This is a genomic window from Campylobacter concisus (genome assembly GCF_902460575.1).
In the GTDB taxonomy this organism is placed as follows: domain Bacteria; phylum Campylobacterota; class Campylobacteria; order Campylobacterales; family Campylobacteraceae; genus Campylobacter_A; species Campylobacter_A concisus_AW.
The window spans coordinates 70,587-84,201 of the sequence record NZ_CABPUY010000002.1 but is presented as its reverse complement, the minus strand read 5'-3'; the positions used below and the strand labels follow the sequence as shown (position 1 = coordinate 84,201).

The 13,615-nt window shown below is 32.8% G+C and carries 9 protein-coding genes; 1 reads left to right on the top strand and 8 read right to left on the bottom strand.

The annotated features are described in order from the left end of the window. Nucleotides 1–1,498: 1,498 nt before the first annotated feature. From F3G76_RS04440 to F3G76_RS04420, 5 genes are all read right to left on the bottom strand, one after another. Nucleotides 1,499–1,867 (bottom strand): hypothetical protein, encoded by a 369-nt coding sequence (locus F3G76_RS04440; protein WP_149706040.1) that lies wholly within the window; start codon nt 1,865–1,867, stop codon nt 1,499–1,501. Nucleotides 1,868–1,883: 16 nt separating this feature from the next. Beyond that, nucleotides 1,884–2,702: a hypothetical protein gene (locus F3G76_RS04435; protein ID WP_149706039.1), complete on the bottom strand. Its 819-nt coding sequence runs from the start codon at nt 2,700–2,702 to the stop codon at nt 1,884–1,886. 1 nt (nt 2,703) lies between these two features. After that, entirely contained in the window at nt 2,704–3,579 is an 876-nt protein-coding gene (locus F3G76_RS04430) for a hypothetical protein (protein WP_107930965.1), read from the bottom strand. Further along, nucleotides 3,558–4,388 carry a hypothetical protein gene (locus tag F3G76_RS04425; protein ID WP_149706038.1) on the bottom strand — a complete coding sequence of 277 codons (831 nt, stop codon included), beginning with the start codon at nt 4,386–4,388 and terminating at the stop codon, nt 3,558–3,560. The genes F3G76_RS04430 and F3G76_RS04425 overlap by 22 nt, the downstream gene beginning before the upstream one ends. A 93-nt stretch (nt 4,389–4,481) precedes the next feature. Continuing rightward, a complete protein-coding gene (locus F3G76_RS04420) occupies nt 4,482–4,685 on the bottom strand; it encodes a hypothetical protein (RefSeq protein ID WP_149706037.1) in 204 nt (67 codons plus the stop codon). A gap of 445 nt (nt 4,686–5,130) precedes the next feature. Here F3G76_RS04420 and F3G76_RS10450 point away from each other — a divergent pair, with 445 nt between their 5' ends. Beyond that, on the top strand, nt 5,131–5,286 hold the full coding sequence (locus F3G76_RS10450; protein ID WP_188116321.1) for a hypothetical protein: 156 nt from the start codon (nt 5,131–5,133) through the stop codon (nt 5,284–5,286). A gap of 141 nt (nt 5,287–5,427) precedes the next feature. Here the strand turns inward: F3G76_RS10450 and F3G76_RS04415 are convergent, their stop codons facing one another. The 3 genes from F3G76_RS04415 to F3G76_RS04405 are packed head-to-tail and all read right to left on the bottom strand — an operon-like array spanning nt 5,428 to nt 13,460. Next, the gene (locus tag F3G76_RS04415) at nt 5,428–5,847 is read right to left on the bottom strand and encodes a hypothetical protein (RefSeq protein ID WP_148824493.1); all 420 of its coding nucleotides are present in this window, start codon (nt 5,845–5,847) and stop codon (nt 5,428–5,430) included. Beyond that, complete coding sequence (locus F3G76_RS04410) at nt 5,847–11,678, bottom strand: two-partner secretion domain-containing protein (RefSeq protein WP_149706036.1); 5,832 nt, start codon at nt 11,676–11,678, stop codon at nt 5,847–5,849. Before F3G76_RS04410 ends, F3G76_RS04415 begins: the two co-directional genes overlap by 1 nt. A 9-nt stretch (nt 11,679–11,687) precedes the next feature. Next, nucleotides 11,688–13,460 (bottom strand): ShlB/FhaC/HecB family hemolysin secretion/activation protein, encoded by a 1,773-nt coding sequence (locus F3G76_RS04405; RefSeq protein WP_149706035.1) that lies wholly within the window; start codon nt 13,458–13,460, stop codon nt 11,688–11,690. Nucleotides 13,461–13,615: the final 155 nt, after the last annotated feature.

Here is a 13,615-nt window from a genome sequence, read left to right as displayed (position 1 = left end):
CTTTTAATTTTTCTTTATATTGTAATAAGTTATAGAAATTTATCTCATTTAATTTTTCCAAATTTACATTTTCATCAGCTTTAAAATATACTGTTCGCGTAAGATACTCATTATCTGAATAAAACCTATTTTCTTCTATGAAATTATTCATTCTTCTATCCTAATTTTATATATTTTTCCGTTTTTGTTAATATCTATTGTTTGAAAATGTTCTTGTGTCTTAGATGATTTATGTAAATTTATAATTGTTCCATCTGGCATTTCAACAGCATCACTTGAGCGAATTTTACCACCCTTTGTTATATCTTTAAAAATTTCATCTGCATTTCCATTTATTGGTTTTGCACTGATTAAACCAGTTTTTTACTATGCAAAGCACCAAATATACAGTAAAACCAGCAGAAAATAGATTAAAGGCCACATTAAAACCAAAAAAATAATCGCTACAAATATTGCCAAATTCCATGCTAGTACAAAAATTATTTGACCTATTTCACTTAACAACTATCCAAAACACTAATACAAAAATGCAAAAAACAAACCATACAAATGCTACAAATCCATTATTTTTTACTTGATCGTTTTTTATTTTATACAAAGTTATGTCACTTCTTTTAATGCCATTTTTTATCACATAATATCCGTTAAACAAAATAGGGCACAAAATCAACATATACAGCCTTTGTTCACCAAAAAAATAAATAAATATCCTAAAAATAAGATACACAAAAAATAGCAGCAGCCAAACTTTTAAAAATATTAACAAATTATTTTTCATTTTTATTTACTTTCTTTATTTTTAACTTCTTACTATTTCTATATAAATTTTGATTTTATAATGTTTTTTTAGATATTTGTGTGCTCTTTTTTAAATATCCTACAAAAGGTTTGATGAATATAAATATGTATATCGGATAATACAAAGTTGATAAAATATCCCAAAAAAGATGATCGCCTGGCAATAGATCTGCGCAACTACAATCTATATAGCCATGCCTACGCAAATATCCATATCCATCCATCCCGCACAAAATAGCATTCATTATCAGTCTTTCCACAAATACGAAAATAACTATAAAAATAGCAAACAAGAGTATGCTAAGAAAAACTGTAACAATTTTTAATGGCTCATCTCTAAAATTTATAATATAAAATATTTTTAAGAAAACAATTAAATTAAATAAACAAAATAATAGTAGAGAAATCTTATAGGAATAGCCAAGATATACCATTATAATCCCAGAGTATATAACTAAAAAATACCCTAGGATGATCATGTATTTTAGCCTATCATTCATCTTTTTGCCCATTTTTAATGTATCCTTTTATTTAGTGATAGTACGTACTAAAAGGATGATATATTTCTACGTAACTAATATATGCCTTATATCCATATTACCTTTAAAAGCTATCACAGCCACTCTTCAACTCATCAACAATACCTCAATAGATCAACTTTTTAATCTTAAATCCCATCTTTGACAAACAAGCATCACTACTATCCATCTACTCCCTTTAATTCGTTTAGATAGCTTAACACCTGCTTTTCATCTAACTTTTCATGCAAACAAGGATTTGCTAGTTTAAAGATCATTTCTTGTGTTTTTTTATCTTCAAAACCTATGTCCTCACGGCATTCTATCAAATTTGCCCACTCTTCAAGCTCTAAAAAAGATATCTTTTTATCCAAGCTTCTTTGTAAAATTTCTACTATATTATCTCTTGACATAGAAACGAGCTCAATTTCACTATCAAAACCAATCTGGGATAACATATTTTTTAATGTATCTATATTGTTTTTAAAATGCACCAAGTCTAATAAAATTCCAATTTCGTCATCTGTATATTCCGAATTTCTTTTTATCATATAATTTTTGTTTCACCTACTCTTCTTTTGATAACTCATCTCGTATAGTTTTAAACTTTAGCCTATCATCACAAATTTGGTTTGTTTTGTTTATATTTTTGCATTCAAAGAAGTCCGGATTAAACCACTCGACAGCATTTTCGTCTTGAGCACCATATTTGGCATTTTCATGTACCAAGCCATCTCTTTTCATTCTTTCAATATCCATCTCATCTATCCAAAGAGAGTCAGCTACTACTTTAATATCTTGTTTAAGGGTACTATAAGCCTGAGTTATCTTATACTCATATAACTCTTCTTTAGTTTTTATAGTTTTATCTCTTGCATAATCCGATAATGACGTCTTTGCTATTAGAAATTTCTTCTTACCATTTTTGCTATAAAAGGGGCAAGTATATTCAATATTCACATAGGTACTACTGTTAATATTTGTCTTTGCAAGACATAATAAATTTGATATATACTCATCGCTTAGTTTAATGTATCTATTTGATTTAAGAGAAAATATCTTTCCGTGAGATTTAAGATACTCCATTCTATCTTGCATTCTCTCCTCTTTGCTTGTTGCTTTTATTACATTGCTATGATCAGCATCTTCAGTATAGACACTGATTTTATACTCAAAGTTTTGTCCTATCTTATTTATTATAAATTTTTTTAGCCCTTCGGTATCTAGCCTTACTTTATCTCCTCTTGCTTCTGGTGCATAGGCCTTTAAATTTCTATCATAGCTATATATTACATTTCGTTCATTCACTTGAGGATAGTTATCTGAAAAACAACCAATAAACAAAAAAGCTACAAAAAGAAAAATAAATTTTTTATATTTAAGCATCTTAACCTCTTATCTTTCTTTCTGTTTCATAGTATTTCTCATCAAAAAATTTTTTATTTTTACGTATCTCTTTCCAAAGATGTGATTTTTTGCAGATCTGATATTCTTTTTGGTACTTTGTACAGTCAAATTTATTTGGATCAAACCACTCATAGATTATTTCATCAAATTCATCCCTAGGGTTATATATTCTGTCAAAAAGCAAGTCCTCTTTTTTCATTCTTTGTCTATCCATATTTTTTAATTTTATCGATTTTAAAAATTCACTCATATCATTTTTAAATAGTATTGCCATATCTTCTGCTTTATAGTTTTTATGTTTAACTGGATCAAAAAATAATCTAAAAGTGCCTCCAATAACTAAAGTTGATACAGCACCACTAGTATCGTAATAAAGACAATCAATGCCATAGTTTGCAGAGCCAATTTGAGTTATTGAGCTTATCAAAAAACCTGCTTCGCACTTTATGCCATCAATATATGTAAAGAATCCTTTTTCATAAGGTTGCCAACCCATTAAAATATCATAAATACTCCTATCAATGCTTTCTTCTCTATCTTTGCGAATTTCCAACTTACTTCGTGACATATTTCTTTCTTTATATCTGTAAGTATTGATCTGAAATTTTTCATTAAACATAGACGGCAAATTGCGTTCAAAAACATTTCTGCCATTTTTTTCATCTAGAAAATAATACCAATCAATATCAGTAAAACTACTTGGAAGCACATAGGTAAAGCTTTCATTTTGAAAAGATGAAAGCATAATACCTGGTTTAAGATGCTTTGTAGTTATATTTGGAATATCATGACAACCGGAAAAGAGCACAATAAAAGTTATAACAATAAGCTTTACTACTGGAAATTTACACCACATATAGCACCATCTTTTTCATAATCTTGACACACATAAGAACTGTGTGGTGAGCCATCCATAAATAATTTAGGGATATTTAACACATTTATGCGATCTGTCATATCTGCTTTTTTATTCGCATCTTTATTTCCACCAAGACCTTCTGCTACAAAATCGCCTTTGTTGGAAAATGTTCCCGCTATATCAATTTTAGCTGCTTCTAATACATCTCTCATTTTTTCTACATCTACTAGAGATCCAAAAGAAGAAACAGTATATGGACTGCCTTTATCTTTTTTCATTAAACTTTTAACTCCATCTAAATGCCTATAAAGTTCATTGTCTATGCCCCATTTAACACCATTATAGACTAATGTATTTAACTGAGAATGTGCTGCAAAATTTACAGCAAAAACTCTATTATCTTTTTTTCTTTTTTCTTCAGCAGCTTTTGTTACATCCGATATAAAACTACCAACTTGCTTTGCCATGTCACTTGTGCCTATACTAAATTTATCCTGCGCTGCTTCAAGCAAATCAGAGAAAAATCCACGCGTTGGATTATATTTTATCGTTAATTCAATGGTATTTCCAGCAAGCCTTGTACCATCCTTTTTAATCTGACCAGTTTGCTCAAGTCCGTTCATAATAGCCTCCATTGGCGTATTCAAGATACCATTTCCAAAATTTTGATGTGTTATAGTATCCACATCTATTCCTAAAGGTTCTTTAGATACATAAAGATCTTTAAAATACGAAAGCTTTTTTAATTCCTCTCGCTTTTCTGGACTAATGGTCTTGAAGTATTTACTATCCTCAAGCTTAACCATTTTATCTTTATATAGTTCATATTTTTCTGAGTTTTTACTAAAAACAGAAATAAGGTCACTTGCAATCTCTTTTCCACCGAAAGAACCAACAAGCTACCCAAATAAACCTCCATTATTATAACTGGTTGGTATTATATCCAAAGCAACCATACTTCCATACACAAGAAGTTTTCCCATAATTGATACTATTTTATTCTTGCTATTTTCGTCTGGCATTTGCTCTGATAGTTTTTTTAATCCATAGTTAGCATCTACTATCTCTTTAGCTATATCCTTTTGTCCACTCTTAGTTAGCACCCTTAAATCCATACTAGCATCTACATTTGAGCTTATGCTAGTATTTACTAGATCTTTTGTTAGTTTAGTTGTATCTCTATTTAGTCTTGTTAGATCATCAGAGTTATCTTTATCTGCTATCTCTATGTTTCCACTACCTAGAGTTGCTAGGTTTTTAGATAAGCTGTAGCTTAAATTTCTATTGTTTGAGTAGTTTATTGACTTTAGACCAGAGTAGCTTGAGTCTGATTTGCCTTGACCACTTTGACTAGCTTTACTATCATCTTTTTTACCTACTGAGTAATTAGCTCCTATACTAAGAGATGATCCTTTGTTGTAGCTTGTATTTGATAGGTTCTCATAGCTTAGGGTATTTGTTTTTAAATTTAGGTTGTGGTTATCTATAAAGGTATTATCTTTATCATACTCTCCTGCTGCTAGTAGTGATCCTTTTAGATGAGTGTTTTTGCCTACCTCTACGTTTAGCTCATTTGCTGTTATGGATGAGAGGTTTGTCTGTTTTATCTTTGTGTTAGAGTTTGACTTACTAATGCTTGCTCCAACAGAGCTTAGAGACCTATCTCCAGATGCGAAATTTTTAGCATTAGTTGCTCCAGAGTAGCTTGCACTTAAATTTATACCCTTGCTTTTAGAGCTAGCATCTTTTATATCTCTAGTACTCTCTAAGCTTAGGTTATTTCCTACTTTTAAATTTAGTCTCTCATAGTAATCTGCAAAATTAGCTCACTCCAAACTCTATCCATTATTTTTTCAAATTTTCCTTGCGTCTTTTTGAGCGAGACATTCTAAAGAATTTTGGTTTGGCCTCTAAGGTATCATTTGGTTTTTGTTTTATAGGTCTAACAGCAAAAAGGAATACAACAAGGGTAGAGATATAACTAAAAACACAAGGATAAACAAGATAGCCGTTTGATTTTGTAAAAGTAAATTTTATAAGTAAGTAAAATGGGAATAATGAAACTACTACAAAAAATAACCTAAGTGCTATATCTTTTATGGGATTGTTTTTGCTAATGGCAATACCGCCATGCAAGAAAATAGCTGTAACTTTCCATATATAAAACATAAGTGGTAGTCCAAAGATATTATAAATAACCCAGTGCAGCAATGGGTAATCCCCCATCATAAGCTGTAAAATTAGCTCACTCCAAACTTTATCCATTATTTTTCACCTACAACTTCATTTTTAATGGAATGTCTTATACTATAATTAGCACCTTGAAAAATAATGTGCGAACCCATATCCAAAAAATTATCTCCAATCTTCCCAAATAACTTATCCCGTCTGTTTTGTGTTTTTGCTGTCTTCATATCTCCAAATTGTTTTATTATGGCTCCCGCATCATACTTTATTGCTTTTGCAGATTTAATCATGCTAGGCACCGTTGTAGCAGTTGCTATGCCTGAGTACAATAAGCTATTATAATCTAATGTTAAATCACTAAATTTAATATTGTTTATATTATCTATCATGGTGCTTCCTATCTCAAAAAAGCTTTGGTCTTTAAAGTTTACATTTTGCATAGCTTTATCTTTCACTTCAGTTACAACTTGAATAGTGCCATTCACTCCAGCACCTATTGTGCCATTTTTTACGCTAGTAGTTGCCGTTTCTTTTAATACAGCCTTAGATAATCCTCTAGCTGCCAAATTTGCTGCACCACCACCTACTACAGCCGCAACTGCTTGACTTTCAGTCGGTATTCCATTTTTTAATTCGTCATCCTTATCTGGTGAGTTAAGATAAGTAGCAAACCATGCTAATGCTACAGGAATAGCAATCAGTGGAGCAAAATTTTGTTCTCCATTTTTACTTTGCTCTTCTTTAGCTCTTGCATACTCATTTAAAGCACTTACTACTTCATTATACTTAATAATATCTGATTCTTTTAGTGCTTCTAGTTTTTTTGCAATTTTATTTAAACTTTGTTTTGCTTCTCGTATCTCATCCTTATAAACCATATTAAAGATTAACCGTATAGCTCCATCTCTAATTTGCTTGACTTCTTTTACTATCTCCTTTTGCCCACTCTTTGTTAGCACCCTTAAATCCATACTAGCATCTACATTTGAGCTTATGCTAGTATTTACTAGATCTTTTGTTAGTTTAGTGGTATCTCTATTTAGTCTTGTTAGATCATCAGAGTTATCTTTATCAGCTATCTCTATGTTGCCACTGCCTAGAGTTGCTAGGTTTTTAGATAGTGTGTAGCTTAGATTTCTATGGTTAGAGTAGTTTATTGACTTTAGACTAGAGTAGCTGCTTGTAGCACTCTTGTCTTGACTGTTTTTATTGGCTTCATCTTTTTTACCTACTGAGTAATTAGCTCCTATACTAAGAGATGATCCTTTGTTATAGCTTGTATTTGATAGGTTCTCATAGCTTAGGGTATTTGTCTTTAAATTTAGGTTGTGGTTATCTATAAAGGTATTATCTTTATCATACTCTCCTGCTGCTAGTAGTGATCCTTTTAGATGAGTGTTTTTACCTACCTCTACGTTTAGCTCATTAGCTGTTATAGATGATAGGTTTGTCTGTTTTATCTTTGTGTTAGAGTTTGACTTACTAATGCTAGCTCCAACAGAGCTTAGAGATCTATCTCCAGATGCAAAGTTTTTAGCATTAGTTGCTCCAGAGTAGCTTGCGCTTAAATTTATACCTTTGCTTTTAGAGCTAGCATCTTTTATATCTCTGGTACTCTCTAAACTTAGGTTGTTTCCTACTTTTAAATTTAATCTCTCATCAGCTCTTAAATTTGCTCCCTTGATGGTTGCGTCATTGGCTGTGTTTATATTCATATCTTTAGGTGAGTAAAGATGAGAGTTGTTATTTGTTAGACTTTGTTCGCTTTGCTTTAAGCTATTTGTTCCAAGCTCTAGTGAGCTAGAGTTTGCTCCATAAAATGTAAAACCAAATCCTGTTGTGAGTGATTTGGTGTTTGATTTATATTTTAAACTATCTTCGCTAGAGTTTATGTTTAGGTTGTTTGAGTTTAAGCTCATATCCTCTTTAGATGCTAGGTCTGAGCCTGTGATAGATATATCTTTAGTTGAGTTTATATTTATACGTTTAGCATTTAGGCTAGATTTATTTGAGCTAGTTTGCTTTAAAGAGCTCTCTTGCTTAGTGGTGGCAAGATCAGCCCTTACACCTACGCTAAAGCCATATGTTCCTGAGCTTGCAGCTGCAGCTGCCATTTGAGATACTAGAGCTAGAGTTTTAGCGTTTACATTCTCAGTTGCAAGAAGAATGTTTTCTTTAAAGTATTTCTCCTCGTCTCTATACTCTTCTAATATCTCGCTTACTTCTTCTATATCAGAGTAGTCGATGCCTACCTCTTTGTTTCTATATCTTTGCTTTATATCGCTTAGGCTAGCTTCTAGCTTTGACTTCTCTTTTTTATAGTTGTCATACTCTTTTTTCACTCTTTTTAGCTGAGCGATCGCCTCTTTTAGAGCAAGTGCTGCTGGAACGATCTGGGCATATTCGTTTTGAGCGGTGATAGATAGTGTGCCAGTTGCCTCTTTGCTTGATGTATCTTTAGCGTAGAGGTTGGTTGAGTGTTTGATATTTGAGTTTTGGCTAGTTAAATTTATAGCTTCATTGGCGTTTAAATTTGATCCTACTATATTTATATCATCTTTTGCGTTTAGGTTTATGTCGCCATTTGCATTTAAATTTGACGAGTTTGCATTTACCCAATTCTCTTTTGAGCTTTTGTTCTCTAGGTGAGCTTTTGCGACAGGGATTTTTATAGATGTGTCTTTTGTTTTTGCTTTTAGATCTTTTATAGGATTTAGCTTTTGTATTAGGTCTGCTTTTAAATTCTTGATGTGCTCACCAATTGAGATTAAGCCTATCTTACTTTTTTTACTAACTTCGTTTCTATAGCTCTCATCATTAGTATTTGATATATCTATGAGATCCGCGTTTAAATTTATATCTTTTTGTGAATTTAGGTTTGCACCTTTTAGGCTGATGTTATTTGCGTTTATATTTATGTTTTCATTTGCATTTAAATTTGAAGCAACTGCCCTTTTATCACCTTTTTCAAGTAGATGAAGGTTGCTTTCATAAAGAGATGTTGGTTTTAATGAAAAGCGTGAGCTTTTAGTAAAGCTTTGGCTTGCTTCTACGTTGTGATTGGCATCTACTATAACGTTTTCATCTGCGTTTAAATTTATGTTGTTAGCATTTAGATTTGATGAGACTAGAGCTAGGTTACCACCAGCCTTTAGACTGATATCGCCTGCGTTTAAATTTGAGCTAATGACCTTTTGATTTATAGCCATTAGTTGAGACTCTTTTTTAGAGAAAAAGCCCTTTGACTTCTCTTTAGTTTCTGTGTTCTCGTTTGTATTAGCACCTACTACATATATATCATTTCCAGCTTCTACGTTTAGCTTGTTAGTAGCTCTTAAGTTGCTTGAGCTGATCTGTGTGTTTGACTTAGAGTTTAAATTTATATCTTTTGCGTCTAGGTTTGCGCTATTTAGCGTTTGAATGCTTTGGCTAAATTCCACGCCATTTTCTTTTGCACTATGACTATAGGCAAACTCTTTAGCGTTTATATTTATATTATCTGCGCTTAAATTTATCTTGTCAGCCTCTAAGCCTCCGCCAACGATGTTTAAATTTTCTTTAGCGTTTAGGTTAAGGCTCTCGTCTGCTTTTAAATTTGAAGCCTTGCTAAACTGAGATGACTCTTTGTCTAAGCTTATATTATTAGCATCTACGTTTATATTTTTGGCTGAAATTTCACTTGAGTTGATATTTGCCCCGTCTGCTTTTAAATTTAGATCTTTAGAGTTTAGCTCTAGGTGATTTAGATTTAAATTTTGTGAGTTTAGATTGATATTGTCAGCCACTACGCTGCCAGCTAGACTTATGTTGCCTTTGGCGTCTAGGTCTATGTTGTTAGCCATTACTAGAGCTGATGCTTTTACGTTTTTATCTTTTGCTTCATTTTTAAATTTACTTATGCTCTCATTTCTTGCTTCATATAGGCCATCAAGGATATTTGCTATGTAAGCTGAGTTTATGCTATCAAGGCTGTAGTAATACCCTTGGTTTTTCACCCTTCTATTTAGGTTTTTGATGATTGGGCTATTAAATATTGGCTCAGAGAATTTATCCAGATCAACATTTGCTAGCTTTATATCATCATTTAGTGCGTAGCTTGAAAAGTCCTGTGTGCTTCCTACTATGTTATTGCCCGCTGCAAAGACTGCTGGCAAACCAACATCTGTGTATGAGAAGTTAAAATTCGTGCTTTTTCCACCTTTAGTCACCCATTTCTTTTTGCCAGTGACTTTTCCCATTTTTCCTTTCCACTCTTGCTGCTTCCATTTAAACTCATTAAAGCTTCGACCATCTCTTCTTAAATTTAGCGCTACGTTTGTTATATCTTTGCTATCAAGCACAAGGTCGTTGCCTGCGTAGATAAAGCTCTTATCATTTAGCACTTCATCTGTTTTTAAATTTATATCATTGCTTGCTACTATGCTACCTGGGATGAAATTTGCCTTATCTTCTTCGTTTAAAATTTCTTTGTTTATAGAGTAGTAAATTCTCTTTAGCACTTCGCGGTCTTTTGCTTTGCTAGTATCAAGTACTACTTCGTTTTTATCTATGTCTAGTCTTAGATTACTAAATACCTTTGTCGATGTGCCATATAGATATGAGTCTTTGTGTAAATTTAGAGCATAAAGGGTGCTATCTTTATTTATAGCCTCTTTTAAAATTTCAGCATTTAGCTCCTGCTCGCTTAGCTCTTTGCCTAGTTTTTTAAATTTAGCCTCAATCTTTGCTTTTATCTCTTTTAAATTTACCTCTTCAAGTTTAAATCTATTCTCACCACTTTGCTTTAGAGCTAAATTTTTAGCAAATGAGCTTTTCTCCACCCTAGCCTGTGAGCTTGAGTTATTTACCAGCTTTTTAGCATCTACATTTATATCTTTAGCATAAATTTGACTAGATGTATTTACCAAAGTATCTGCTTTTATGTTAAGGCTCTCTTTGGCTGCTATTAGGGCTTCATCTTTATTTGTTATAGTATTTGCTTTTATGCTTGTATCTTTATTAGAAGCGATAGCACCAGCATTAACTATATCTCCATCAAGGCTTATCTCTATGTTGTTATTTGCTATGACTAGGCCGTTATTATTTACGCCTACGCCATTACTTGTGCCAACTAGTTTGATTTTATTAGCATACATACCGCCAAGCGCGCTACTATCTAGGCTAAAGCTGTTTTCTTGGTTTTTAGCTTTTACGTCGTTGTAAAGTCTATCTTTGCTTGAAGTAACCGCCTTTTCACCGATGATGTTTAGCTCATTTGCATGGATGTTTGAGTTTAAATTTATGGCATTTGAGATGACGTTTGTATAGTCGCTACTCTTATCGTTTAGGCCGTCCCCTACGATGTCGATTGACTTATCAGATATTAGCTCTATCTCTTTAGGACTTAGTTTATTGATATTACCTGTTGTTAGTGTGAGTGAGCGAGAGTTGATCATATTTAGACCATCTACGCTTATGCCATTTGGGTTTGCTATGACCACATCAGCTCTGCTACCAGCAACCTCTAAATTTCCTTTTAGAGATGATTTCTCAGCTGAATTTACTTTGTTGATAATAAGGCTTGCCTCTTTATTTAGCCTATAGTTTGCATCTATCTGGCCAGCTATCTTAGTCTCTATGTTTTTATTAGAGTTATTAAGGATAGTGCCAGTTGGAGGGGTATTAAACCTGCTATATTCATTTATAGATACGCCCTTGCTATCAGGGTTTGTGATATTTATGATTAGCGTCTCATTAGGAGTTTTTAGTATATCAGGACGGTTGCTAGCGCCTGGGTCAGCTATGATGCTTGGCTCATTTGCTAATGCTGGCATAGTGCCAAGTAGCAAAGAGAGACTTACGTAGAAATTTAAGCCTATGGTTAAAAGGCTAGGTTTTTGCGCATTTGAAATTTGGTTGTTCTTTAGCATATTTTATCCTTAAAATTCGTAGCTTATGATGAAATTTACATTTGTTGATTTAGTTTCATAGCTCTTTGGTTTATAAAGAGGCTTTGAAACAGATATGTCGTAGCTTAGATTGTTGTAGGCTTTTATGCTGCCTCTTAGACCTATGGCGTATCCTGCAAGGGTGTTTTTATCCTTTATGCCGCTACTTGCTGATCTTACCATGCCAGCGTCAAGCCCTGCATAGATAGAGTTACTCTTATAGTAGTTATATGAGAGGGTATTTCTTACGCTTACTCCGTGGTTTCCAACAAGTGAGCTCTCCCCGTCAAATCCTCTAACACTGTGATACCCGCCGATGCTAAATTTATCCTGCAAGCTTAGTTTATTTAGGCCATATCTTGCGTTGATATTTAGATCATAGCTTAGTGGAAGTTCAAATTTATATTTGTAGTTTAGGTTTAAATTTATTAGAGCAAACCTAGATGTAGCCTCGCCGCTATCTTCTAGTGGATCAGGCTGTGAATTAAATATACCAGTGCCTTTTTTATAAGCTAGCTTGGCGCTAAAAGCTTGGTTGTAAGAATTCCAGCTTGATTTTACACCTACCTCATATCCAGCATTTCTTCTAGCTTGGTTATCTAGCTCGTAGTCTTCTAGGTAGTTTTTATTTTTTCTCTTAAATAGCTTTACATAAGCGCTATTTTTAAAATTTGAGTCCCTATAAAATGTATAAGCAAGGCTTAGTGAGTCACTCTCGCTTCTACCTTTATATGTGTAGAGATTATAGGCTGCGTTTATGATCTGGGCGTAGTCATATTTGCTCTTTTCATACTCAAGCATGAAGTAGCCAAATGGGATAGTAAAGCCGTAATAGTAGTTATTCGAAGCCCCGTGATCAGTGGCGTCATTAAATTTATTTGTGACCTCATATTTTTTAAATATATCTTTGCCGCGTGAGAAGCTAAAAATTTCGTTAAATCCAAGTAAATTTAGTGTGCTTAAATTTAGCATGCCTTGATACTTGCCACTTTGTTTTGAGCCAAGGTTATCAATGCTAATAGCAGCTTTTAGAGGGAAGCTATCAACTCTAGTGATCACTATATTTGAAAAGCCAGCTCTGTTTGAAGGTAAGAATTTAATACTAACATCATTTTTTGAGACGTTTTGCAGTGACTCAAGAGCCTGCTCGATATCTCTTATGTTTGCTACTTTATTTTTATGAGAGTACTCACCAAATGCGCTAAATAAGCTCGCTCTGTTTCTTTGGTTATCAACTTCATTTATGCTTATGTCATCTATTAGGCCAATATTTATCACAAACTCTAGCTTGGCATCTTTTAGGCTCTTTGTAACTAGGCTAGCACTTGAAGTGATATAGCCACTTTTTATTATCTCGTTGTTAAAAGAGTTTATGATTAGATTGATAGAGTTTTTACCAAGACAGCTGCCTGGTTTAAAATCAAGCTTGTTTAAGCTAGTCTCTAAAATAGAGTTAAATTTAGAGTAGTTTGTATTATAAGCTTCTCTTATTATAGCCTCATCAGCACCACTACTAGCGTTAAAGCTAGCTACTTCATTCTCACTAAGAAGTGAAATTTTATCTATTTTAAAGCATGGGGTTTCGTTTAAATTTAGCTTAGCTTCTGAAGTTGGTTTTTCGTTAAGTAAATTTATGTTGGAGCTTTCGTTAAAAGAGCTTGCCATATTCGCCCTAATCTCTTCGTTGTTTAACTCGTTTTTTAGATTAGTCTCATTAGCAAGTAGCGCAGCACACACCATGCTTAAAGATAAGAGAGTTCTCATCTTAACCTTCCTTGGAAATAACTATAAAGTTATATTTTCTAAAATAATTTAGTGACATTATAAAGGATATAATCTTAATATAATATTAAAATATAATGAGAAAAAAGAATTTTTATACAAAATATTTCATAAATGAAACTTTTTAGATATACAAA